16 protein-coding genes, 2 tRNA genes, 2 rRNA genes and 1 riboswitch (1 of these 21 cut by a window edge) are annotated in these 24,652 nt (G+C 63.8%); of the genes, 10 read left to right on the top strand and 10 right to left on the bottom strand.

The window, feature by feature from the left end; genetic code table 11:
- Positions 1–40: 40 nt before the first annotated feature.
- Positions 41–1,669: a fatty-acid--CoA ligase gene (locus HZF03_RS22310; RefSeq protein WP_011159977.1), complete on the bottom strand. Its 1,629-nt coding sequence runs from the start codon at positions 1,667–1,669 to the stop codon at positions 41–43.
- A 120-nt stretch (positions 1,670–1,789) separates the two neighbouring features.
- Between HZF03_RS22310 and HZF03_RS22305 the strand changes: the two genes are divergently transcribed.
- Complete coding sequence (locus HZF03_RS22305) at positions 1,790–2,851, top strand: extensin family protein (protein WP_119018154.1); 1,062 nt, start codon at positions 1,790–1,792, stop codon at positions 2,849–2,851.
- 307 nt (positions 2,852–3,158) lie between these two features.
- Here the strand turns inward: HZF03_RS22305 and HZF03_RS22300 are convergent, their stop codons facing one another.
- Positions 3,159–3,842, bottom strand: coding sequence for a L,D-transpeptidase (locus tag HZF03_RS22300; RefSeq protein WP_011159976.1), 684 nt, complete (start codon positions 3,840–3,842; stop codon positions 3,159–3,161).
- Between the two features lie 346 nt (positions 3,843–4,188).
- On the opposite strand from HZF03_RS22300, the gene HZF03_RS22295 reads away from it, so the two are divergent.
- Positions 4,189–5,169: a magnesium transporter CorA family protein gene (locus HZF03_RS22295; RefSeq protein WP_011159975.1), complete on the top strand. Its 981-nt coding sequence runs from the start codon at positions 4,189–4,191 to the stop codon at positions 5,167–5,169.
- 78 nt (positions 5,170–5,247) lie between these two features.
- Here the strand turns inward: HZF03_RS22295 and HZF03_RS22290 are convergent, their stop codons facing one another.
- The 5 genes from HZF03_RS22290 to HZF03_RS22270 all read right to left on the bottom strand — a co-directional run bounded on the left by HZF03_RS22290 (position 5,248) and on the right by HZF03_RS22270 (position 9,188).
- The gene (locus HZF03_RS22290) at positions 5,248–5,526 is read right to left on the bottom strand and encodes a BrnA antitoxin family protein (RefSeq protein ID WP_234819489.1); all 279 of its coding nucleotides are present in this window, start codon (positions 5,524–5,526) and stop codon (positions 5,248–5,250) included.
- A complete protein-coding gene (locus HZF03_RS22285; RefSeq protein ID WP_012497630.1) occupies positions 5,513–5,791 on the bottom strand; it encodes a BrnT family toxin in 279 nt (92 codons plus the stop codon). Before HZF03_RS22285 ends, HZF03_RS22290 begins: the two co-directional genes overlap by 14 nt.
- Before the next feature lie 473 nt (positions 5,792–6,264).
- Positions 6,265–7,206 carry a prephenate/arogenate dehydrogenase family protein gene (locus HZF03_RS22280; protein ID WP_119018155.1) on the bottom strand — a complete coding sequence of 314 codons (942 nt, stop codon included), beginning with the start codon at positions 7,204–7,206 and terminating at the stop codon, positions 6,265–6,267.
- Positions 7,203–8,300: a histidinol-phosphate transaminase gene (gene hisC / locus HZF03_RS22275; RefSeq protein WP_011159973.1), complete on the bottom strand. Its 1,098-nt coding sequence runs from the start codon at positions 8,298–8,300 to the stop codon at positions 7,203–7,205. The genes HZF03_RS22280 and hisC overlap by 4 nt, the downstream gene beginning before the upstream one ends.
- Positions 8,301–8,342: 42 nt before the next feature.
- Positions 8,343–9,188 carry a chorismate mutase gene (locus tag HZF03_RS22270; RefSeq protein ID WP_119018156.1) on the bottom strand — a complete coding sequence of 282 codons (846 nt, stop codon included), beginning with the start codon at positions 9,186–9,188 and terminating at the stop codon, positions 8,343–8,345.
- A gap of 170 nt (positions 9,189–9,358) precedes the next feature.
- Positions 9,359–9,438, top strand: a riboswitch (SAM riboswitch).
- 103 nt (positions 9,439–9,541) lie between these two features.
- On the opposite strand from HZF03_RS22270, the gene metX reads away from it, so the two are divergent.
- The 3 genes from metX to HZF03_RS22255 all read left to right on the top strand — a co-directional run bounded on the left by metX (position 9,542) and on the right by HZF03_RS22255 (position 12,407).
- A complete protein-coding gene (gene metX / locus HZF03_RS22265) occupies positions 9,542–10,744 on the top strand; it encodes a homoserine O-acetyltransferase MetX (protein WP_041810086.1) in 1,203 nt (400 codons plus the stop codon).
- Positions 10,745–10,746: 2 nt separating this feature from the next.
- Complete coding sequence (gene metW / locus HZF03_RS22260; RefSeq protein ID WP_012497627.1) at positions 10,747–11,442, top strand: methionine biosynthesis protein MetW; 696 nt, start codon at positions 10,747–10,749, stop codon at positions 11,440–11,442.
- 221 nt (positions 11,443–11,663) lie between these two features.
- On the top strand, positions 11,664–12,407 hold the full coding sequence (locus HZF03_RS22255) for an NlpC/P60 family protein (RefSeq protein ID WP_119018157.1): 744 nt from the start codon (positions 11,664–11,666) through the stop codon (positions 12,405–12,407).
- Positions 12,408–12,613: 206 nt separating this feature from the next.
- Here HZF03_RS22255 and HZF03_RS22250 read toward each other — a convergent pair whose 3' ends face one another.
- Positions 12,614–13,402, bottom strand: coding sequence for an MOSC domain-containing protein (locus HZF03_RS22250; RefSeq protein WP_104512829.1), 789 nt, complete (start codon positions 13,400–13,402; stop codon positions 12,614–12,616).
- 226 nt (positions 13,403–13,628) lie between these two features.
- Between HZF03_RS22250 and clpB the strand changes: the two genes are divergently transcribed.
- The gene (gene clpB / locus HZF03_RS22245; RefSeq protein WP_119018158.1) at positions 13,629–16,268 is read left to right on the top strand and encodes an ATP-dependent chaperone ClpB; all 2,640 of its coding nucleotides are present in this window, start codon (positions 13,629–13,631) and stop codon (positions 16,266–16,268) included.
- A 277-nt stretch (positions 16,269–16,545) separates the two neighbouring features.
- On the opposite strand, the gene HZF03_RS22240 is transcribed toward clpB, so the two are convergent.
- Positions 16,546–18,174: a hypothetical protein gene (locus HZF03_RS22240; protein WP_119018159.1), complete on the bottom strand. Its 1,629-nt coding sequence runs from the start codon at positions 18,172–18,174 to the stop codon at positions 16,546–16,548.
- A gap of 147 nt (positions 18,175–18,321) precedes the next feature.
- Positions 18,322–20,352, bottom strand: coding sequence for a M23 family metallopeptidase (locus HZF03_RS22235; protein WP_011159965.1), 2,031 nt, complete (start codon positions 20,350–20,352; stop codon positions 18,322–18,324).
- Positions 20,353–21,317: 965 nt separating this feature from the next.
- Here HZF03_RS22235 and HZF03_RS22230 point away from each other — a divergent pair.
- The 4 genes from HZF03_RS22230 to HZF03_RS22215 form a co-directional block, all read left to right on the top strand.
- Positions 21,318–22,806, top strand: a 16S ribosomal RNA gene (locus HZF03_RS22230).
- Positions 22,807–23,023: 217 nt separating this feature from the next.
- Positions 23,024–23,100: transfer RNA gene (locus HZF03_RS22225), tRNA-Ile, on the top strand.
- 33 nt (positions 23,101–23,133) lie between these two features.
- Positions 23,134–23,209, top strand: a tRNA-Ala gene (locus HZF03_RS22220).
- A gap of 399 nt (positions 23,210–23,608) precedes the next feature.
- Positions 23,609–24,652 (top strand): 23S ribosomal RNA (locus HZF03_RS22215) (it continues 1,773 nt past the right edge of the window).
- The 16S and 23S rRNA genes sit together here with 2 tRNA genes alongside, the layout of an rRNA operon.

Raw genomic sequence — 24,652 nt, 5'->3', positions numbered from 1 at the left:
TCTCCCCGCCGAAGCGGGGAGAGGGTGCCGTCTGTGGTGCTTACGCCGCCGCTCCGGGCAGCGTGTAGGTCTTGAACTGATCGCGCAGTGCCGTCTTCAGGATCTTGCCAGTCGCGGTGTGCGGGATGGCTTCGACGAACACGATGTCGTCGGGCATCCACCATTTGGCGATCTTGCCGTCCATGTATTGCAGGATCTCGTCGCGGGTGCAGGTGACGTCGGGCTTGAGCTGGCAGATCAGCAGCGGGCGCTCGTCCCATTTGGGGTGATACACGCCGATGACCGCGGCTTCCGCCACCTTGGGGTGGCCGACCGCGAGGTTTTCCAGGTCGATCGAGGAAATCCACTCGCCGCCGGACTTGATCACGTCCTTGGAGCGGTCGGTGATCCGCATGTAGCCGTCCTGGTCGATCGTCGCGACGTCGCCGGTGTCGAAGAAGCCGGCATCGTCGAGGATCTCCTTGTCGACCCGATAGTACGCCTTGGCGATCGCCGGGCCCGACACTTTCAGGCGGCCGAAGGTCTTGCCGTCCCAGTCGACGTCCTTGCCGGCATCGTCGGTGATCTTCATCTGCACGCCGAACGGCGGGTAGCCTTGCGTCGCCAGCACGTCGAGCCGGGCGTCGCCGGTGGTCTGGTCGAACGGCGGCTTCAGCGTGGCGAGCGTGCCGAGCGGGCTCATCTCGGTCATGCCCCAGGCGTGGCGCGCTTCCGCGCCCATGTCGACGAACGCCTTGATCATCGAGCGCGGCATCGCCGAGCCGCCGCACACCACCATCTTCAGATGCGGCAGCGTCAGCTTTTCCTTCTGCATGTATTGCAGCAGCATCAGCCAGACGGTCGGCACGCCGGCCGTGTGGGTGACCTTCTCGGTCGACAGCAGCTCGTACACCGAGGCGCCGTCAAGCTTGGCGCCGGGCATCACCAGCTTGGTGCCCATCGACGGCGCCGAGAACGCGATGCCCCAGCTATTGGCGTGGAACAGCGGAACCACCGGCAGCATGGTGTCGGCGGCGCGGGTGCCGAGCGCGTCGGGGTTGTTGGCCATCAGCGCGTGCAGCACGTTGGAGCGGTGCGAATACAGCACGCCCTTCGGATCGCCGGTGGTGCCTGAGGTGTAGCACATCGCCGCCGCAGTGTTCTCGTCGAAGGTCTTCCATTCGAAGTCGCCGTCGGCTTCCTTCAGCCACTCTTCATACGCGATCGCGTTCTTCAGCGTGGTCTGCGGCATATGCTCGGCGTCGGTGAGCACCACGAAGCGCTCCACGCTCGGGATCTGGTCGGCGATCTTTTCCAGCACCGGGATGAAGGTGAGATCGGTGATCATCACGCGGTCCTGGGCGTGATTCACGATCCAGGCGATCTGGTCCGGAAAAAGCCGCGGATTGACCGTATGGCAAATCGCGCCGATTCCCATAATGCCGTACCAGCATTCCAGATGCCGGGCGGTGTTCCAGGCGATCGTCGCGACGCGGTCGCCGAGCTTGATGCCGGCGCGGTCCAACATCTGGCTGACTTTCAGTGCCCGCTGATGGATCTGCGCATAGGTGGTGCGGACGATCGGACCCTCGACCGACCGGGTGACCACCTCCTGGTTGCCGTGGATCCGGGCCGCGTGCTCGATGATCCGATGACACAGCAAAGGCCAGTCTTGCATCAGTCCAAGCATTCGAATTTTCCTCCTGATCGTTATCCCCTTGGGATTGGTGCTGACTTTAGCGCTTACCCGCTTTGCGGAAAACGGTCTTGTCTTCAGGCGCTCCGCGGCAAAGCGCCATTCTGGGCACTGATGATCGCGCTGGTTGCAGGCGGCACCTCGGCCGCGAGCGCGCGTGAGCACGTGCCGCTGCCGAAGCCGCGTCCGGCCGAGGCGCCGCAGGCGAATGCGCGCGAGGCCGAGCCCGGCGAGGATGAGCCAACGCCTGCGGAAGCTGCCGCCCCCGACAGCGCGCCCGCCGCCAAAGCCGATGCGGCGCAGGCTCCCAAGCCACCGTCCGAATGCCGGCTGGCCCTGACCGAGCAGATCGCGATCGCGCCGAGCATTCCGGATATCACCGGGCCGGGCGCCTGCGGCGGATCGGATCTGGTCCGGCTCGAAGCCGTGGTGCTGCCGGACGGCCGCCGTGTCTCGATGTCGCCGGCCGCGACGCTGCGCTGCGGGATGGCGCGGGCGATCGCCGATTGGGTGCGCGCCGACATCGCGCCGCTGGCCGTCTCGCTCGGCAGCCGGGTCTCGGATCTGGACAATTTCGATTCTTATGAATGCCGCGGCCGCAACCGGGTGCGCGGCGCCAAGCTCAGCGAGCACGGCCGTGCCAATGCGCTCGACCTCCGCGGCATCAAGCTCGCCGACGGGCGGATGATTTCGCTGACCGACCGCGAGGCGCCGCGGGCGCCCAGGGAAGCCGTGATGCAATCGGTGTGCGCGCGCTTCACCACCGTGCTCGGCCCGGGCTCGGACGGCTATCACGAGGACCACATCCACCTCGATCTCGCCGAGCGCCGCGGCGGCTACCGGATGTGCCAATGGGCCTTATACGAGGGGCTCCCGAATATTGCGCCGGTGATGCCGCTGCCGCGCCCGGCCGAAGCGCCGCCGCGCGAAGTCGCGGCCGACGACGAGCGCGCACCGCAGCAGGCAGCGCCGTCCCAGTCCGAGGCAGCCGAGCAGGTCCCCGCCGAGGAGGCCGAACGCGAACAGGCCGCGACCCCACCGCCTCCGCCGCCGAAGCCGGCCAAGCGCGCCAAGGCTGCCGCCGCGAAACCAGCCGCGAGCAAGCCGATTGACCTGAAGCCGCAAGCGGCGCCGGCGGCTCGCGGCAAGCCTGCGCCGATACGACCACCGGCCTGATCTGTCCCAGCTGCGAGGCTTACCTCTCCCCGCGCGCGGGGAGAGGTCGACCGGGTGAGCGAAGCGAAGCCGGTCGGGTGAGGGGGCGTTTCAACAAGGCCGAGACGCAGTGCTTGCGTCGCCCCTCACCCCAACCCTCTCCCCGCGAAGAGCGGGGCGAGGGAGCGCTCAGCGACTGCGGAGCTGCAGCGGATCACATCTGGTCCACCGCTGGCCGGACCATCAACACCACCCACTCACCGCCAATAAAAAAAGCGCCGGCGAACCGGCGCTTTTTCAAACTCTGGCGGGATGAGCCGCGGCGCGATTACTGGGTCGCGGTGCCGCTGCCGCCCTGCAGGGCCATCTTCGAGTTCATCGGCGAGTCGCCCTGCTTCGGGTCGAGCACCACGACGATCGTGCCCATCTTCACCCGGTTGTACAGGTCGATGACGTCCTCGTTGGTCATACGGATGCAGCCCGAGGAGATCGAGGCGCCGATATATTCCGGCTGGTTGGTGCCGTGGATCCGGAACAGGGTGTCCTTATTGCCCTGGTAGAGATACAGCGCGCGGGCGCCGAGCGGGTTGTCGATGCCGCCGGGCACCGAGGACGGCAGGCCTTCGATCCGCTTGTGGATGTCGGCGGTCGGGGTCCACTTCGGCCATTCGGCCATGTTGCCGACCCGGGCGATGCCGGAGAACGCCAGTGCTTCTTCGCCCACGGTCACGCCGTAGCGGAGCGCCTTGCCGTTATCGAGCACGTAATACAGAAAGTGGTTGTCCGAATCGACAACGATGGTACCGGGGGCTTCCTTGCGATGATAATCGACGATCGCGCGGCGGAACGGTTCCGGCACCGACACCTTGGCGTAGCGCGCCTTGGCCAGCTGGGCCTTGTCATTGGGTTTCAGGTTGGCTTCCGGGGCGGCCTGATAGGTCGTCTGCATGCAACCCGACAGCAGCAAGCCGGCAAGCGCCAGCAGTCCCAGCTTCGTTCCGTTCAAGGCCATTATCAATTCCAATCACGATCAGGCGCGCCATCGCACGCCGGGAGACACCGCGAAACTCCACGATTCTTGTTGTTAGTATCTCGCAAACCCGCTGGTTTGCCAGCATTTCGGCGAGCCGTTCGTAACGAGGCCGCAGCGTTGTTGCATTTCTGCCGCATAGAATCCGGCCGCCGATTAATTTTCGAGCAACAGGTGCGGTGTTCGGCGGTGCATTGTCATGGCGCTGCCACGCCCTGGCCACAAAATGCGTCGGCTGTCCTGCCGCGACTGTGTCACACTTGCCGCCGGCGGCTGCGGTCCCCGGCCGCGCCCTCTCTGACCAATCCTGTCCCAGCCTGGAGTTGCCATGCTTGCTTTCTTCGCCCCCGCCGAAGCCACCCTGAAGCGCGCCACTGCGGAGGATCTTGCGGCGCTGCCTGAGGACACGGTGTGGGTGGACCTCGATCGGCCGACGGCCGACGAGGACAAGGCGGTGGAGCGGCTGGCACGGATCGAGGTTCCGACCCGGGAAGACATGCAGGAGATCGAGATCTCCAGCCGTCTCTATATCGAGAACGGCGCCCGCTACATGACCGCCAGCTTGATGTGCGGCGCCGACACCACCTCGCCGCGGCTGTCGCCGGTGACTTTCATTCTGGCCGGCCGCCGTCTGGTGACGGTGCGTTACGACGAGCCGCGCCCGTTCGCGGTGGTCGAGAGCCGGCTGGCGCGGGCGCCCGGTTCGGGCAGCAGTGGCGAGAGCGTGCTGTTCGAACTGCTCGACGCGGTGATCGACCGCTGCGCCGACATCCTGGAGCGCGCCGGCGCCGACGTCGACGATGTCAGCCGGCAGATTTTCGAACCGGAGGGGGCGGCCCGCACCGGCCACCCGAAGCGCTATTCCGACATCCTGATCGCGATCGGCCGCAAGGGCGACTTGGTCTCGAAGGTCCGCGAGAGCCTGGTCTCGATCGGCCGGGTGGTGGCGTTCCTCTCGGTCGAGGGCGAAGGCGTCAAGCGCACCAAGGAACTGCGCACCCAGCTCAAGACCATGCAGCGCGACGTGCTGTCGCTGACCGACCACGCCAGCTACCTGTCGAACAAGATCACCTTCACGCTCGATGCGATGCTCGGCGTCGTCAATCTCGAGCAGAACAACATCATCAAGCTGTTCTCGGTGATGGCCGTCGTCCTGATGCCGCCGACCCTGATCGCCTCGATCTACGGCATGAACTTCAAGATCATGCCCGAGCTCGAATGGCAGCACGGCTACACCATGGCGCTCGGCATGATGCTGCTGGCCGCGGTGCTGCCGTACATGTTCTTCAAGTGGAAGAAGTGGTTGTGAGGTTGCAGCCGTAGATGGGGTGAGCCGAAGGCGAAACCCATCTACTTCGTCCGTGGGTTTCGCTGCGCTCAACCCACGCTACGCTTTCTTGCCTGCGGCCTTCTTCCGACTCATGTGCGACTTCAGCACCTCGCCCATGCGGGCTTGATAGCCGGGACCGGTGCTTTTAAACCAGTGCAGTACGTCGGGGTCCAGTCGTAGCGATACCAGTTGCTTCGGCGCCGCCGCTTTCGGGCGGCCGCGCTTGATGAGCTTGCCGCCGCGGTGGTGATCGGCTGCTGCGAACCACTCGTCGGTCAGTTCGGGAATTTCCTCGTACTCTTCTGGCGTGATGACATGGCGATCAAGCTTCGCCAAGTTTGTCCGCGAAACGCGCTTGCTCCCGGGCATTGGCTTTCCTCATTGATATGATGTGTCGTGCATCGCCGCGGGGTGTCCATACGACGACAACCATTCGCCTGCGGAGCCGTCCGATCGTGATCATACGCACTTCACCGTAGTCCTTGCGGAGGTCGGGATAGTCGAGCGTGTCGCCGGCAAACACCGCCTCGGCTTCGATGAAATCGATACCTCGCGATCGAATCGTCTCTTCGCATTTGGCCGGATCGAACGTGATCCTCATGGTAATCAACGCCTAATTATTGTAGATACAAAAAATAAATTTACAAGGGCTCGGCGTTCGGTCCGCCCGCGCGGTCGGCGCGTCGCAATCTTTGCCATCGTCAGGGCGATGGGGCACCGGGTCAAGCCCGGCGCCGACGCGAGGGCGTGCAAAAGGTGTCTTGATAATATTCCTGCAAGGACTAAAGTCCGTGTCGTCCTGTCCTCCGGCGCCGCGAGAACGTCAGGGTGCGGCTGTCTGATGTTTGAACAGAGAGACGATACGGCGCAGAGCGCGCGCTCCACTCTCCACCGTCATCGCCCGGCTTGTCCGGGCGACCCAGTATTCCCGAGCGCTCGTTGATCCGCCGTGCGCCCGCTACCAGCTCTCTGCAATACTGGGTCCCCCGCCTGCGCGGGGGACGACGTGAGAGAGGCGAGGGACGACGTGAGTTATGCGGGAGGCGAGGTGAGAGCGGCGGGAAGGCTGCCCGCTTACTCCGGCGCCTTGCCGAGCTGCTTGTGCCGTCGCCCGAAGTCCGGGGCGGCTTCGTCCTGACCGATCTGCACGATGCCGCGGCGGATGGCGCGGGTGCGGGTGAAGTGCTCGAACAGCGCGTCGCCGTCGCCGCGGCGGATGGCGCGGGTCAGCTTCGACAAATCTTCCTGGAATTCGCCCAGCATCTCCAGCACCGCGTCCTTGTTGGTCAGGAACACGTCGCGCCACATCGTCGGGTCGGACGCGGCGATGCGGGTGAAATCGCGGAAGCCGCCGGCGGAGAACTTCAGCACTTCCGACTGCGTCACGCCTTCGAGTTCTTCGGCGGTCGACACGATGGTGTAGGCGATCAGATGCGGCAGATGGCTGGTCACCGCGAGCACCAGATCGTGGTGCTCGGGTGTCATGATCTCGACATTGGCGCCGAGCGCGCGCCAGAACGCGGCGAGCTTCTCGGTCGCCTCGGCGTTGGTGCCTTCGGGCGGCGTCAGAATGCACCAGCGATTGATGAACAGCTCCGCGAAGCCGGAATCCGGGCCGGAGTTCTCGGTACCAGCGACCGGATGCGCCGGCACGAAGTGAATGTCCTCCGGCAGGTAAGGCGCCATCGCCTTGACCACCGCGCCCTTGACCGAGCCGACGTCGGAGACGATCGCGCCGTGCTTCAGATGCGGCGCGATCTCCTGGGCGACATCGCCGCAGGCGCCGACCGGAATGCACAGAATGACGAGATCGGCACCGTCGGCGGCTTCGGCGTTGCTCTCGACCACGTGGTCGACGATGCCGAGTTCGCGCACCCGCGCCCGGGTCGATTCCGAGCGCGCGGTGGTGACGATTTCGCCGGCAAGGCCGAGCGACTTCGCCCCACGCGCGATCGATCCACCGATCAGGCCGAAGCCGATCAGCGCGACTTTGCGAAACATCGGCGCAGAGTTCATGGCTGTCCCATGAACTCGCGCAAGTTTTCCAGCACCAGCGCGTTGGCTTCGTCGGTGCCGATGGTCATGCGCAGCGCATGCGGCAGGCCGTAATTGTTGAGCGCGCGCAGCACCAGGCCACGCTGGGTCAGGAACGCGTCGGCTTCTGCCGCGGTCTTGCCCTTGGTGGTCGGGAAGTGGATCAGCACGAAGTTGCACACGCTCCGCGTCACCGTCAGCCCGAGCTTGGGCAGCTCTTCGGCGAGGGTGTTGCGCCACTTGTCGGTGTGGGCGCGCGAGCGCTCGACATGGCCGGTGTCCTGGATCGCCGCGACCGCAGCGAGCTGCGCCGGCACCGAGACGTTGAACGGCCCGCGGATGCGGTTGACCGCATCGACGATGTTGGCCGGGCCGAACATCCAGCCGATCCGCAGTGCGGCGAGGCCGTGCACCTTGGAGAAGGTGTGGGTCAGCACGGTGTTCTCGGTGGTCGACACCAGCTCGATGCCGAGCTCGTAGTCGTTCTTCATCACGTAGTCGGCGTAAGCGGCGTCGAGCACCAGCACGACATGGCTGGGCAGACCCGCACGCAGGCGTTTCACTTCGTCGAACGGGATGTAGGTGCCGGTCGGGTTGTTCGGGTTGGCGAGCCACACCAGCTTGGTGTTCGGCGTCACCGCGGCCAGCATGGCGTCGACGTCGGTGGTCAGGTTCTTCTCGGGCGCGACCACGTTCTTGGCGCCGTTCGCCAGCGTGGCGATCGGGTACACCAGAAAGCCGTGCTGGCTCGAGATCGCCTCGTCGCCGGGCGCCAGATAGGTGTGCGCCAGCAGGTTGAGGATTTCGTCCGAGCCGGCGCCGCAGATGATGCGGTCGGGATCGAGGCCGTAAGCCTTGCCGATCGCCTCGCGCAGGATCCGCGAGGTGCCTTCCGGATAGTCCTCGAGATGATCCGCCGCGCTCTTATAGGCCGCGATCGCGTGCGGCGACGGGCCGAACGGGGTCTCGTTGGCCGAGAGCTTGAACACCTTGCGGCCGGGTTCGGCTACCGGGCTCTTGCCGGGGGTGTAGGGCGCAATATCGAGGATGCCGGGATTCGGCACGGGACGTGACATCGTCAACTCCGGAAAAATCGTCGGGCGGCTGAGAGCCGGTAATTACGCGGACTTGCCGCTCGGGGGCACCGTATAGCGCCTTGCGTGGCTGCCGACGAGGGCCGACGAACGGAGGGAGGCCCCCGCTGCGATCAGGGCAGCCTTGATCTGATCGAGGCCGCCGGGCGCCGGGATCGACACCAGCAGGGCGGCGCCGTCAAAAGCGGTATCCGGCACCGCCACGACGTCGGCCAGCGGCGACAGCGCCCGGGCGGTATCGGCGCTCCAGCCCGACACCCGGATGCTCCAGGTCTCGACCTCGGTGACCATGGCGCTGTCGGCAACCCGCGACACCACGAACACCGGCAGGGCGGCGGGGTGGTCGGCGCGCTCGATGAACGGCAGCCGGGCGATGATCTTCGGCGTGCCCTCGGCTTCCAGCGCCAGCCACCACGGATTATTGCCCGAGGTCGCCGACACCAGCGCCAAGTCTCCCTTGGAGCGGGCGACCGCTTCGACCGCCGCGGAGGCGGAGAAGTGCGCGACGTAAGGCACCGTGAAGCCAAAATGGAAGCGGGCGGAGTCCCGCATCGCCGACTCGCCGAGCGACTGGTCGGCGTGCACCGAGAACGGCGCCTGCACATAGGTAAAAGTGGCGATGATCACCCGCCAGATGCTCTCGACGGTGTCGAGCGGCAGGATGCCGTGATGCCGTTGCACCAGGCGCCGCATCATGTCGGCCTCGCGCGCCGGGCGGAACGCTGAGCCGACTTCCTGGGTCTGCTTCACGGCGATCAGCCGGTCGATGATGTCGCCGCGCTGCATCAACAGTTGGTGCACCTGCTCGTCGATGCTGTCGATCTCCTGGCGCAGCTCGGTGAGCGACGGCGGCGAGGGCGGCTTGGTCATTGCTTCAGAACCTCGGGCAGAAACGGGATCTCGGCAGGCGCGGCGGTGCCGCGGTGCGCCCTTCTGCTTAAGAAACAGGGGCAGCGAAGGCAAAGGAAACATTGACCCTTTCCGGGCCAAGCTGCCCGGCCGTCATGTTGACGGACTTCGGCTTTGCAACTATCGTCCGGACCAGAACTCGTGGTCATTTGAGCCGGCCGGCTTGCAGCCACGTTAAACAACTCGCTAAACAGGCCGGGGACAGTTCCGATCCCGGCCGAACCAATGTTCAGGCCGGGTTTTTTGTTCGCCCTGCCGTTCTTATCTGAGGTCGAACCGGGGCATCCCGGGATGTCGAGGCCGTTGGCAGGCGTATGATGAATATCCATTCGGTAAAGGGGCAGAAAATAGCCGCCGGCGAGAGGACCCAGGAGGTCGATCACCCGCATTCGCTGGTCGCGCAGTTCGGGGCAGATCAGCCGCTGCCGCTGGATTGCGGCATCGAGCTGAGCCCGTTCCAGATCGCCTACCAGACCTACGGGACGCTGAACGCCGACAAGAGCAATGCCATCCTGGTCTGCCACGCCCTGACCATGGACCAGCACATCGCCAACGTGCATCCGATTACCGGCAAGCCCGGCGGCTGGCTGACCCTGGTCGGCCCCGGCAAGCCGATCGATACCGACCGCTATTTCGTAATCTGCTCGAACGTGATTGGCGGCTGCATGGGCTCCACCGGCCCCGCCTCCATCAACCCCGCCACTGGTAAGGCCTGGGGACTCGATTTTCCGGTCATCACCATTCCCGACATGGTCCGCGCCCAGGCGATGCTGATCGACCGGCTCGGCATCGACAAACTGTTCTGTGTCGTCGGCGGCTCGATGGGCGGCATGCAGGTGCTGCAATGGTCGGTGGCGTTCCCCGAGCGGGTGTTCTCGGCGCTGGCGATCGCCTGCGCGACCCGGCATTCGGCCCAGAACATCGCCTTCCACGAGCTCGGCCGCCAGGCGGTGATGGCCGATCCGGACTGGCAGCACGGCCGTTACTTCGAGCACGGCTGCTTCCCGCATCGCGGCCTCGCGGTGGCGCGGATGGCTGCACACATCACTTACCTGTCGGATGCGGCGCTGCATCGCAAGTTCGGCCGCAAGATGCAGGACCGCGAGCTGCCGACGTTCTCGTTCGACGCCGACTTCCAGGTCGAGAGTTACTTGCGCTATCAGGGCTCGTCGTTCGTCGAACGGTTCGACGCCAATTCGTATCTGTATCTGACCCGCGCCATGGATTACTTCGATATCGCCGCCGACCACGACGGCGTACTGGCTGCCGCGTTCCGCGGCACGCAGACGCGGTTCTGCGTGGTGTCGTTCACCTCGGACTGGCTGTTTCCGACATCGGAGTCGCGCGCCATCGTGCATGCACTCAACGCCGGCGGCGCACGGGTCTCGTTCGCCGAGATCGTGACTGATAAGGGGCACGACGCGTTCCTGCTCGACGAGCCGGAATTCATCGATATCGCGCGCGCCTTCCTGCAATCGGCGGGCACTGCGCGCGGCCTCGGCAAGGCGGAGCACTGATCATGTCGGTGCAGGAAGGCTTGCCGCTGGAGGCTCACGCGCGTCCGCAACTGCGCGTGCATCGCGCCGACCACCTGTTGGTCGCCGACATGGTCGAGACCGGCTCGAAGGTGCTCGACGTCGGCTGCGGCGAAGGCGACCTGATGCAGCTCCTCGAATCCCGCGGCGTCGATTGCCGCGGCATCGAGCTGTCGCGAGAGGGCGTCAACCGCTGCGTCGCGCGCGGTCTTGCGGTGGTGCAGGGCGACGCCGACACCGACCTCGATCACTACGTCGACGATGCGTTCGACTACGTGATCCTGTCGCAGACGCTGCAGGCGACGCGGCAGCCGAAAGAGGTGCTGGAGAATCTGCTGCGGATCGGGCGGCGCGCGATCGTGTCGTTTCCGAATTTCGGTTACATCAACATGCGGCTACAGCTGCTGATCCACGGTCAGATGCCGCGGACCGACAATCTGCCGGCGACCTGGTACGACACGCCGAATATTCACTTCTGTACGATCAAAGACTTCGTCGGACTATGCGACGAGATCGGCGTCAAGATGGAGCGCGCGGTGGCGCTTGACCGCTACGGTCGGCCGCTGCGGCTGAACGCGCCGTGGTGGTTCTGGAATATGTTCGGTGAGCAGGGGGTGTTTTTGCTCAGCCGCGCGCAGAAAAAACCGCCGCTGCAGGCCGCCGACTACGTAGCACCTTAGTCCTAGTTAATAGGTCGTTAATACGTGCGGTGATCAGTTAGATGCACGTATTACGTGTAAAAATGTTGCGTATCATGAAATTTCCTCGAAATTTCCCCTAAAATCTGACTCTCGCTTTCTCAAAGCCATCCTCTCGCCATCCCTAATCGATTAACGCGTCGACCCCGATGTCGGCCCGTGCGGGTTGGCGCGTCTCGAGGAGTTCCGGAGAGAGAGTCTGTATGGTTGTGTTTTCTGCGTTTGGATTGTTCCGCTTCGTCGCTGCCGCGCTGTCATTCGTGGTGCTTGCGGCGATCACCGCCCCCGCATCGGCCAAGCCGCTGCATCGTCATCACGCTCACGCGTCCAGCTATTCGCACCTCTCCGCGTCTCGTCACGCGCACCATCATCGCCGCTCGCACGCCTGGCGCCGTCACGGCCGCATCGCGCAGCAGCAGGCGGAGGCGCCGTCGACTTTCGGTTTCCCCGCTAACGATCCGGCCATGGATGTCTCGGCCGCGATGGCGCAGCCGCAGCTGCAGCCCGCGACGCAGAAGCGCACCGGCCGTCGTCAGCGCCTCGCCGCCCAGCAGCAGGATTTCCAATCGCAGTCGTGGAACGGCGGCGGTGCGGGGTCGAGCCTGGTGGAAGCCGCGCGCGCCTACATCGGGAGCGGCAATCCGACCGGCCGTCGTGCGCTGTGGTGTGCGCGGTTCATGAACATGGTGCTGGAGCGAACCGGCCATCAGGGCACCGGCTCGGACATGGCGAGCTCGTTCGCACGCTACGGCCAGCGGATCTCCGGTCCGCAGGTCGGCGCTATCGCGGTGATGTCGCGCGGCAAGCGCGGCGGCCACGTCGGCGTCGTCAGCGGCATCGATGCGAACGGCAACCCGATCGTCGTCTCCGGCAATCACGGCCGCCGCGTCGCCGAGTCGGTGTACTCCAAGAGCCGGATCTACGCCTACGTGATGCCGTCGAGCTGAGGCGAGGCGTTTTCCCGCACGCGATCGTCATGCGCGGGCTTGACCCTCCTGCACGGCCGTAGCCGCTTCGGCTTGGCGAAGGCCCGCGCATCCATCACGCGCGAAGCGCGTCTCTTTCGAAGAAGATGGATCGCCGGGTCGAGCCCGGCGACGACGATCTGAGAGAGGCGATGCCGCTGAGTTGCTGACGCTCGGCGCTGGAGTTCTTACGCGAACAGCGCCGCCTGCTCGACCTGCACCGCATCACCTTGCGCGATGTCGCCGGCTTCGATCACTTCGGCATACACCCCGCAATCGGCGTGGCCGAGGTTCTTCTGCAACGTCTCGGGGATCGCCATGTCGCGGGCGGCGGTTTGCGGGTCGACGTTGGTGGCGGCGCAGCGGACGATGCGTTTGACCACCTTGAGCTTGGCGCTGCCGATCAGCAGCGTCTGGTCCATCAGGTCGAATTCGTGCCAGGCCGGCCAGCCCTGGACATAGAGGTTGGCGCGGAAGCGCAGCGGATCGACCGGGCGGCCGATCATGGCTTCCAGCGCCCCGACGCTGGACATGTTGATGATCGACACCACCTTGCGGGCGACGTCCGAAAAGCTGTGGCCCTGGCCGGCCAGCAGCTTCGGCGGCCCGCGCAGTTCGTCGGCGCAATAGCCGGCGAAGAACTCTTCGAGCGCAGCCCGCCCGGCCTCGCTGCCGAGATCGCCGCGGGCCACTTCGGCCCCGTCGCGGGAGATGCTGAGCTCGCCGGTCGCGGCGTCATAACGGCTGCGCAGGGCGGCGAGCCGCTCGTTGCGCATCAGCATCAGAAACCTGATTTTGGGGAAATAGCGGGGATTGGCCGGGTCGAATCCGATCGGCCCGTTTTCGATCGCGAACGCCCGGTCGCCGGGCAAGGTCTGGCCGGCGTTCAGAGCTACGGTGGGTAATGGCTCGGGCGACAAGCCCTTGACCGGATAGCGGTAGATCGAGGTGACGGAGGCGAGCGCAAGGTCTGTCATGGCGGGTGTTTAAGGGATCGCCGCCGCTTCGGCAGCCCACGAAAATGTGAGCCGGGGCCTTCCGTTTGCCGGAACAGATGCCCACATTTGCGTCAAGCCGATGCGGTCCGCACGGTGACGACCGCCCCCGGCTGAGGAATGTCAGCGCGGCCGGCGGAACCCCAATGAAGATGCCGTCGCGCGTGCTTTTTGAAGGCGCCGGGGGCAGGCTGAGGGACCGAAAACAATGAACGTTGAAAAATATACCGAACGTGTGCGCGGCTTCATCCAGTCGGCGCAATCGCTGGCGATGCGCGAGGGCCATCAGCAGTTCTCGCCGCTGCACATTCTGAAAGTTCTGCTCGACGATTCCGAAGGGCTCGCGGGTGGTCTGATCGACCGTGCCGGCGGCAATTCGCGTGCAATCCTGAAGGCGACCGAAGAGGCGCTCGGCAAGATGCCGAAGGTGTCCGGCTCGGGCGCCGGCCAAGTCTATCTGGCCCCGGCGACCGCCCGGGCGTTCGACGCTGCCGAGAAGGCGGCCGAAAAGGCGGGCGACAGCTTCGTCACCGTCGAGCGGCTGCTTCTCGCGCTGTCGCTCGATAAGGACAGCGAGGCCGGTCAGCTGCTCACCAAGGGCGGCGTCACCCCGCAGAACCTCAATGCCGCCATCAACGCCCTGCGCAAGGGCCGTACCGCGGATTCGGCGACGGCCGAGAACGCCTATGACGCGCTGAAGAAATACGCCCGCGACCTCACCCAGGCGGCACGCGACGGCAAGCTCGACCCGGTGATCGGCCGCGACGAGGAAATTCGCCGCACCATCCAGGTTCTGTCGCGGCGCACCAAGAATAACCCGGTGCTGATCGGCGAACCCGGCGTCGGTAAGACCGCGATCGTCGAAGGCTTGGCGCTGCGCATTCTCAACGGCGACGTGCCCGAGAGCCTGAAGGACAAGAAGCTGCTGGCGCTCGACATGGGCGCGCTGATTGCGGGTGCGAAGTATCGCGGCGAGTTCGAAGAGCGGCTGAAGGCCGTGCTCAACGAGGTCACCGCGGCCGAGGGCGGCATCATCCTGTTCATCGACGAGATGCACACCCTGGTCGGCGCCGGCAAGGCGGACGGCGCGATGGACGCGTCGAATCTGCTCAAGCCCGCGCTTGCCCGTGGCGAGCTGCACTGCATCGGCGCGACCACGCTCGATGAATATCGCAAGCACGTCGAGAAGGACGCCGCACTGGCGCGGCGCTTCCAGCCGGTGTTCGTGTCCGAGCCGACGGTCGAGGACACCGTCTCGATCCTGCGCGGCCTGAAGGACAAATACGAGCAGCACCACGGCGTGCGCATCGCCGACTCGGCGCTGGTGGCGGCCGTCACGCTGTCCAACCGCTACATCACCGACCGCTTCCTCCCCGACAAGGCGATCGACCTGATGGACGAGGCCGCGGCGCGGCTGAAGATGCAGGTCGACTCCAAGCCCGAAGAACTCGACTCGATGGACCGCGAGATCGTGCGGCTGAAGATCGAGCAGGAGGCGTTGAAGAAGGAAACCGATCCGGGCTCGAAGGCGCGCCTAGTGACGCTGGAGAAGGAACTTGCCGATCTCGAAGAGAAGTCGGCGGCGCTGACCCAGCGCTGGAGTGCCGAGAAGAACAAGCTGTCGGATGCCCAGAAGCTGAAGAGCGAACTCGATCAGCTCCGTATCGAACTCGCCAACGCGCAGCGCCGCGGCGAGTATCAGCGCGCGGGCGAGCTCGCCTACGGCCGGATTCCGGAGCTTGAGAAGAAGATCGCCGAGATCGAAGCCAACGAGAACTCGGGTGCGATGGTGGAGGAGGCGGTCACCGCCAACCACATCGCCCAGGTGGTATCGCGCTGGACCGGCGTGCCGGTCGACAAGATGCTCGAAGGCGAGAAGGAAAAGCTGCTGCGGATGGAAGAGCAACTCGGCCAGCGCGTGGTCGGGCAGTTCGAAGCCGTGCATGCGGTCTCGACCGCGGTCCGCCGTGCTCGCGCCGGCCTGCAGGACCCGAACCGGCCGATGGGCTCGTTCATGTTCTTGGGCCCCACCGGTGTCGGCAAGACCGAGCTGACGAAAGCTCTAGCGGAGTATCTGTTCGACGACGAGACTGCGATGGTCCGCATCGACATGTCGGAGTTCATGGAGAAGCACTCCGTGGCCCGGCTGATCGGCGCTCCTCCCGGCTATGTCGGCTACGACGAAGGCGGTGTGCTGACCGAAGCGGTGCGGCGCCGGCCCTACCAGGTGATCCTGTTCGACGAGATCGAAAAGGCGCATCCGGACGTGTTCAACGTGCTGCTGCAGGTGCTCGATGACGGCCGCCTGACCGACGGTCAGGGCCGCACCGTGGACTTCCGCAACACGCTGATCGTGATGACCTCGAACCTCGGCTCCGAGTATCTGGTCGCCCAGGCGGAGGGCGAGGACACCGGTGCGGTGCGCGAGCAGGTGATGGGGATGGTGCGGGCGCACTTCCGCCCCGAATTCCTCAACCGCGTCGACGAGATCATCCTGTTCCACCGCTTGCAGAAGAGCGAGATGGGGCGGATCGTCGACATCCAGTTCGCGCGGCTCACCAAGCTGCTCGAGGACCGCAAGATCGTGCTCGATCTCGATGCTGCGGCCCGCGACTGGCTCGCCGAGAAGGGCTGGGATCCGGCTTACGGCGCCCGTCCGCTGAAGCGGGTGATCCAGCGCAGCGTCCAGGACCCGCTCGCCGAGATGATCCTGGAAGGCTCCGTCAAGGATGGCGACCACGTCGCGATCTCGGCGGAAGGCGGCGTGCTGACCTTCAACGGCAAGCCGCCGCACACCGCCGAGGTCGAGCCGTTCACCGGCCGTCCGCCGAAGCGGATGCTGAACTGACATCCCGTGTCCCGGACGCGCTGCGGCATGCTCATGCCGTAGCGCGAATCGTGATCGATGACACAAACGCTTCGTCATCGCCCGCGCAGGCGGGCGACCCAGTATTTCAGAGCGTTGATGTTGCGGCACTGCGGCTCAAGACACCAGCGGTCTGGAATACGGGATCGCCCGGTCGGAGCCGGGCGATGACGGGAGAGAGCTTTGAGCCGCTGCGCACCGCCGCAAGGCAGTGCGCAGCGCAGCGTCGGGGGAAGCCGTTCAGGGCGTTGAGTCGCAGCTACTTCTTCTCGATCTTGTAGATCGCATTCTCGATATCGGACGACACGTAGATCGTGCCGCCAGCGCCGACACCGACGCCGGTCGGCATGTTGGTCGGCGGCAGGCCGGGTGCGCCGACGAGGCCGATCGGCAGATTGCCAGCGATTTCCGTCACGCTGCCGCTGGCCGGATCGACCTCGACCACGCGCTTGGCGCCGACTTCGGCGACGATCAGTTTGCCGGACGGCGCGAGCGCGATGCCCTCGGGCATCTTCAGGTCTTTGGCGACGACCGTCTTGGCGCCGGTCGCCGGATCGATCTTGCTAATCTGGCCGGCGAACGCTTCGCTGACATACACCGCGTTATCTTTGCCGAGGACCAGTCCGACCGGACCTGCAAGATCGGTGGCGATCGCCTTGCGGTCCTTGCCGTGCTCGCCCGAGACTTCGACCAGCGACTTGGTGCCGAGTTCGGCGACCAGCAGCTTGCCGTCGCCGAGCCGGATCGCGTCGTAAGGCGCCTTGAAGCCGTGCAGCATCTCGCGGCTCTGGCCGGTCTTGCGGTCGATCGTCTGCACCGTGCCGGTGAACCAGCTCGACAGGATCACCTCGTCGCCCTTGGCGGTGGCGCTCATCGGATATTCGAGCGTGGTTCCGTCGGCGTGCATCCGTGCCACTTCGCGTACCTCGCCGTTGGCGCCATCGACGGTGCGATAGGCGAAGACGTCGGCGATGTAGATGGTGTCCTTGCCGCCGTCGGAAACGACGCCGATGCCGCCGGGAAACGCCAGCTTGCCGATGATCACCTGCTTGGCCGCGCCGGTCGCCGGATCGACTTCCTGGATGCCGTTGTCGGCCATGTTGGAGACGAAGATACGGTCGCTCGCATCGATCGCGAGATTGTCGAGCGCCGGCTTGAGCTGCGCCGCGACCTGCTTGGCGCCGGTCTTCGGATCGATCTTGACGAGCTGGCCGAGCGCCGTATCGAGAGCCCACAGATTGCCCTTGGAGTCGAAATTCGCCGCTGCCGGCACCTTGAAGCCGTCGGCGACGACGCTGAGTTCGCCCTTGTCGACATCGACCTTGACGATCTGGCCCTTGAACCACAGCGGGCCGTACAGCTTGTCGTCCGGGCCGAATTCGAAGCCGTTCAGCCCGCCCATCTTCTCCATGATCTTGCGTGGCGGCTTGGCGCCCTCGACGTCGATCTCGTACAGCGCATCGCCGAGAAACACCTGGGTGGCGTACAGCCGTCCATCCTTGCGGAAGGCGAGCGAGTTGATGCCCGGCAGGCCGGACGCCAGCTTCTTGATCGGGCCGTCGCCCTTGCGCGCATAGAGATCGCCGGTGAGGAAGGCGGTCCACGCCATCGTGCCGTCCGGCGCGATCGCGATGTCGTCGGCCATGCCTTCCGGCGTCGGCACCGCGATCTTTGCGGTACCTGCGGTGCGATCGACTTCATACAGCGCTGCGCCGGCGACGCTGCCGGCGAACAGCTTGCCGGCCTTGTCGACCGCGAGGCCGTGCACGCCGTGAAACGCCGAGCCCGGGACCAGCTTGGTGACCTGATAGCTGTCGGCATGTGCGCCAGATAGCGTCAGCAGGCCGATCGTCAACGCACTCGCGCCCAGCGCAAGTTTGCCCTTCATTTGCATTCCCTCCGAGATCTTCTCGTTGTTATGGCGAGAGTATTCGGCGGGGCTCGGAGGTTGGCAAATAGAATCGAAGCCGCGCTGCAGCAGATTCCTCACTACGGAATGCGGCGCGACGATCAGAGAGTTCCGAGGAGAGAGCGCTTAGCGCCGCGCCTGCGCGTTGGACGACGTCCGCACCGGGGCCGAGGCGGTGAGATCTTCCGCCAGACGTCCGCCACCGCGGCCGGTCATCATTCCGTCGAGCCGGTCGCGCTCCTTCTCGAAGCCCGCGAGCAGCGGGCCTTCGAGCGAGCGGCCGCGCGGCAGACGCACGCGCATCGGATCGACGAAGCGGCCGTTGACGATGATCTCGTAGTGGACGTGCGCGCCGGTCGACAGGCCGGTCGAGCCGACGAAGCCGATCACCTGGCCCTGGCGAACGCGCTTGCCGGGCTCCATGCCCTTGGCGAATGCCGACATATGGCCGTAAGCGGTCTCGTAGCCGTTGGCGTGCTTGATGCGGATGTACTTGCCGTAGCCGCCTTCCCAGCCGGCCTTCTCGACCACGCCGTTGCCCGACGCGAAGATCGGCGTGCCGTAGGGCGTCGACCAGTCGACGCCGGTGTGCATCTTCACGTAGCCGAGGATCGGGTGGCGGCGAGCGCCGAAGCCGGAGCGCATGATCGCCTGATTGACCGGCTTGCGGACCAGGAACTTCTTCGCGCTCTTGCCGGTCTCGTCGTAGAAATCGACCGCAGCGTCGTCCGGGGTCTGGAAGCGATAGTATTTCTTGGTTTCGCCGCCGACGGTGAGGGAGGCGAACAGCACGTCGTTCTTTTCGACGGTGGCGGTGGTTTCGTCGTCGCCGGCGTAGAACACTTCGAACGAGTCGCCGGCCTGGACTTTGCGCTGGAAGTCGACGTCGTAGGAGTAGATCCGGATCATGTCGTCGATCACCGACTGCGGCACCTTGTTGCGGAGCGCGGTCTCGTAGATCGACTGATACAGCCGGACGCCGGTGCCGTCGTCCTCGTCCTCGTCGCTGTTGTCGGCGGTTTCGCTGACGGTGTTGAGGCTCTGCACGTCGACGGCGACGTAGCGGCCGAGATCTGAGAGCGCTGCGACCGCCTCGACCGCGGAGTCGTTAGCGACGATCACGCGGAACGGTTGGGGCGCTTTGCCGGGGCCTGACGATTCCATCAGGATGCGTAGTTTCTGGCCTTCCTTCAGGCCGCCGTCGCGGCCGCGCGCGCCGAGCGCAGCGGCGACCGCACGAGCATCTTCTTCGGCGGCACCCTGGTCGCGCAGCACCGAGACGACGCTGTCGCCCTTCTTGACGATGTGGGTCCGTTCGCCGGTCGGGTTGCCGCCGGTGACCTGCTCTTTGGTCTTCGGCAGCAGCGTCACGTTTTCCGGCACGATCCGGGTTTCGAAGCCGGCATATGGATCGGCGGACGGACCTTCGGGTGCGTAAGCCAGCTTCACGTCGCCGCCGAAATCACCGGCGGCGCTGGCGTAGCGAACGCCGCTGTTGCCCTTCCAGTGTGCGGCATCGCGCACGCGCATCAGGATTTCATCGGGCGGGATCTGGCCGGCGATCTTGGCGCGCGGCAGCACGGTGCCGAGATCGCGAGTGACGAACGAGACTTCGGCGTCGGGTTCAACCGCATCCGGATTCTGTGCGTCTTCGGCGGTCTGTGTGGGGCCGCCGACGTCGCTCAGCATGCGCTGGGCATTGAACGCCGGGATCTTGGCGGACAGGTCGCTGGTAGTCAGCGACAGGTTGCCGGAAATCTTGACGAAGGGACGGACGCGGACGACGTCGCGTTGGCCGACGCGCGACACGGTGGAGACCCGGATCACGCTGCGGGCGAGCGCGGCCTCACTGGGAGGCGGCAGCCGGTCGCTCTTGTGCAGGGCGGCGTTCTTGTCGGCGCCGAACGCGCCGCGCAGTGCGGCCTGAACCAGTTCGGGAGCTTTGGCGAAGGTGGTCTCACCGTCGAGCGAGGCGAATACCGCGCCGCCGATCAGTGCGGCACCACAGAGACCGGTGAGGATCGTGCCGCTGAACCATTGCACCGATACGCGTCGGCGGTCGATGACCGCGGCCTCGGAGCCGTCGACGGAAAGCGGCGGCTCGTGACCAAGGTCGATATAGCCGACCTCGCGCCCGGTGCTGCGCCCGCGTGACACCCTTTGGCTCAATCCGTCGTCCCCCGATTTCGCAATCGGCCGCGCTCGCGGCCGGTCGGCTAGTCTGAACGATCAGGCCATCGGCCGATCAAACGTCCCCGTTCCGCGCCCGCGGACCGGAGCCTTCTACCTGATTGCCGCCGGCTTGTCCGCCTCCGACGGCGTACGCCAACAGTCACAGGCCCGACGCAGGTCATGGACAGCCAAAGTGCTGGCGCTGCCAATTTGCGTCAATCGAAAGCGGCAACTGCCGCTGTTCTGCGGGCTCCGAAACGGTCGCCTTCATCCGAAGGAGACAGGGCCGAGGCCAGAAGACCCGTCCGCCGACCCGAGAGCCGAACAGAAATTTTCCGATCTGGTTGGGGAGAACGCCCTCCGAATGTGGCCTGAGTGCGGCGTACGGCCCGAGAAAGCATTGGGAAAACTACAGAAATTGAATCATCCCAAGCTGCACGACATTTTTCTGACGAGGCCGTTGACAGCTCCGAGGGGGCCGGCCTATAAGACGGCCACTGAGCGCGGCGCCGCTGAGCCCTTCGGGCCCCAGCGAGCTTTCGTGCCTCTGGAACATCCATCGAGTTCGATGAGTGCATCAGCAGCCGATAGTTGTCGGTTGCCAATCGCCGTCGGGCCGGGTTTCCAGGCTCCTCTTAAGTGTAGGAGTTGAAGTTTTGATGGTCTCCGTGACCTCGGGCTTCGTTGAGATCTTCGGATCTCGGGCTGTTTGACAAGTGAAGATGAAGAAAGAGAAACGTGGACGGCGAAGTCCTTGCGGGTCTCGATTGTAAGAAGGCTTCGGCTTTCGAGCGTTGAGATCGGACGAAAGACTTCGGCGGTACACGTTTTCAAGGAAACACCATGTTCGCGAGCGCTGTGAAGCGCTGCGACGAACCGGCGATCTTCGGATTGTTGGTGATGGTGGGACCTCGTCAAACGTTGTGATCAGCCGGTTCAAAGTTCAAGTCCAACTTGAGAGTTTGATCCTGGCTCAGAGCGAACGCTGGCGGCAGGCTTAACACATGCAAGTCGAACGGGCGTAGCAATACGTCAGTGGCAGACGGGTGAGTAACGCGTGGGAACGTACCTTTTGGTTCGGAACAACACAGGGAAACTTGTGCTAATACCGGATAAGCCCTTACGGGGAAAGATTTATCGCCGAAAGATCGGCCCGCGTCTGATTAGCTAGTTGGTGAGGTAATGGCTCACCAAGGCGACGATCAGTAGCTGGTCTGAGAGGATGATCAGCCACATTGGGACTGAGACACGGCCCAAACTCCTACGGGAGGCAGCAGTGGGGAATATTGGACAATGGGGGAAACCCTGATCCAGCCATGCCGCGTGAGTGATGAAGGCCCTAGGGTTGTAAAGCTCTTTTGTGCGGGAAGATAATGACGGTACCGCAAGAATAAGCCCCGGCTAACTTCGTGCCAGCAGCCGCGGTAATACGAAGGGGGCTAGCGTTGCTCGGAATCACTGGGCGTAAAGGGTGCGTAGGCGGGTTTCTAAGTCAGAGGTGAAAGCCTGGAGCTCAACTCCAGAACTGCCTTTGATACTGGAAGTCTTGAGTATGGCAGAGGTGAGTGGAACTGCGAGTGTAGAGGTGAAATTCGTAGATATTCGCAAGAACACCAGTGGCGAAGGCGGCTCACTGGGCCATTACTGACGCTGAGGCACGAAAGCGTGGGGAGCAAACAGGATTAGATACCCTGGTAGTCCACGCCGTAAACGATGAATGCCAGCCGTTAGTGGGTTTACTCACTAGTGGCGCAGCTAACGCTTTAAGCATTCCGCCTGGGGAGTACGGTCGCAAGATTAAAACTCAAAGGAATTGACGGGGGCCCGCACAAGCGGTGGAGCATGTGGTTTAATTCGACGCAACGCGCAGAACCTTACCAGCCCTTGACATGTCCAGGACCGGTCGCAGAGACGCGACCTTCTCTTCGGAGCCTGGAGCACAGGTGCTGCATGGCTGTCGTCAGCTCGTGTCGTGAGATGTTGGGTTAAGTCCCGCAACGAGCGCAACCCCCGTCCTTAGTTGCTACCATTTAGTTGAGCACTCTAAGGAGACTGCCGGTGATAAGCCGCGAGGAAGGTGGGGATGACGTCAAGTCCTCATGGCCCTTACGGGCTGGGCTACACACGTGCTACAATGGCGGTGACAATGGGAAGCTAAGGGGCGACCCTTCGCAAATCTCAAAAAGCCGTCTCAGTTCGGATTGGGCTCTGCAACTCGAGCCCATGAAGTTGGAATCGCTAGTAATCGTGGATCAGCATGCCACGGTGAATACGTTCCCGGGCCTTGTACACACCGCCCGTCACACCATGGGAGTTGGCTTTACCTGAAGACGGTGCGCTAACCAGCAATGGGGGCAGCCGGCCACGGTAGGGTCAGCGACTGGGGTGAAGTCGTAACAAGGTAGCCGTAGGGGAACCTGCGGCTGGATCACCTCCTTTCTAAGGATGGGTCTTCAACAGCTTGCTGTTATCGACCTGTTTTAGAAACATCAGAGGCTCTAAGTCATACGAGCCTCATTGGCGGGATTTCGCCGTCTTCGTTTCTCTTTCTTCGCGGACGAACACGCGCCTGGGGTGGCGCGCGCATTCGGCTTGTCGGCATCGTTGTTGATCGATGGTGCCGGTGCTGCGTGCCGCAAGCTGCCTCACGTGCTGAGGGCTTGTAGCTCAGTTGGTTAGAGCGCGCGCTTGATAAGCGTGAGGTCGGAAGTTCAAGTCTTCCCAGGCCCACCATTTTGTCGAGCGCTGCATTCGTCTTCTGGTTACGGGGCCATAGCTCAGCTGGGAGAGCGCGTGCTTTGCAAGCATGAGGTCGTCGGTTCGATCCCGTCTGGCTCCACCAGATGGTCGATCGACGTTAGATCTCGGCTCGCGCCTCGTTGCTGTCATTCGGACAGCGACGGTGGCTCATCGTCCGCAACTTGTATTCGCCGGCTTTGCGCAATGCGCAGCCTGGCGGGTTTTCTGACATCGTGAAGAGGAGATCGATCCGGGTTCGGGTCTTGCGGAGCAATCTGCGGGGCTTGATCGCGTATCTCCGGAGCGTTTTCGGCGCTTGGTTGTTGCAAAACGACCGGGTTGTAAAACGCTTCTTGTTGACGACGCTTGACCGCATCGTCATCGGGTCGATCTTACGAAGCAATAACTGGTCTTTCTAATCAGTGTCCGTTCGCGAACGGCGTCCTTCGGGATGTGTCGCGAGCAACATTCTGCCGAGTGTGTGGACATTGATAATGAGAGCAATCAAGTGCCTTAAGGGTGTTCGACGGATGCCTTGGCGCTGAGAGGCGATGAAGGACGTGCTACGCTGCGATAAGCCATGGGGAGCTGCGAAGAAGCTTTGATCCGTGGATTTCCGAATGGGGAAACCCACCTTCGATAGCCGGAACTCCAAGGCCTTGCGTTTCGAAAGAGACGTGAGGGTTTGGATTTCCGGTTATCAAGAGAAGGTATGAGATCTCTGAATACATAGGAGGTTTCAAGCGAACCCAGGGAACTGAAACATCTAAGTACCTGGAGGAAAGGACATCAACCGAGACTCCGCTAGTAGTGGCGAGCGAACGCGGACCAGGCCAGTCATCATTGGAAGACAATTGGAATCTGTCAGGAAAGCAGAGCCTTAGAGGGTGATAGCCCCGTACAAGTAATTCAACCATTGATGCTCGAGTAAGGCGGGACACGTGAAATCCTGTCTGAACATGGGGGGACCACCCTCCAAGCCTAAGTACTCCTCAGCGACCGATAGTGAACCAGTACCGTGAGGGAAAGGTGAAAAGCACCCCGACGAGGGGAGTGAAATAGTTCCTGAAATCGGACACCTACAAACAGACGGAGCCCAAGATACGTTCTGGGTGACGTCGTACCTTTTGTATTATGGGCCAGCGACTTAATTTAACGAGCAAGCTTAAGCCGGTAGGTGTAGGCGCAGCGAAAGCGAGTCTGAATAGGGCGTCAAGTTCGTTGGATTAGACCCGAAACCTAGTGATCTAGCCATGAGCAGGTTGAAGGTGAGGTAACACTCACTGGAGGACCGAACGGGTGCCTGTTGAAAAAGGCTCCGATGACTTGTGGTTAGGGGTGAAAGGCCAATCAAACTGGGAAATAGCTGGTTCTCCGCGAAAGATATTTAGGTATCGCCTCGGACGAATACCTCAGGGGGTAGAGCACTGGATGGGCTAGGGGGACTTACCGTCTTACCAAACCCAACCAAACTCCGAATACCTGAGAGTACTATCCGGGAGTCACACGGCGGGTGCTAACGTCCGTCGTGGAGAGGGAAACAACC

Source organism: Rhodopseudomonas palustris (assembly GCF_013415845.1).
Taxonomy (GTDB): Bacteria; Pseudomonadota; Alphaproteobacteria; order Rhizobiales; family Xanthobacteraceae; genus Rhodopseudomonas; species Rhodopseudomonas palustris_F.
This window is presented reverse-complemented; position numbering and strand designations above follow the sequence as displayed.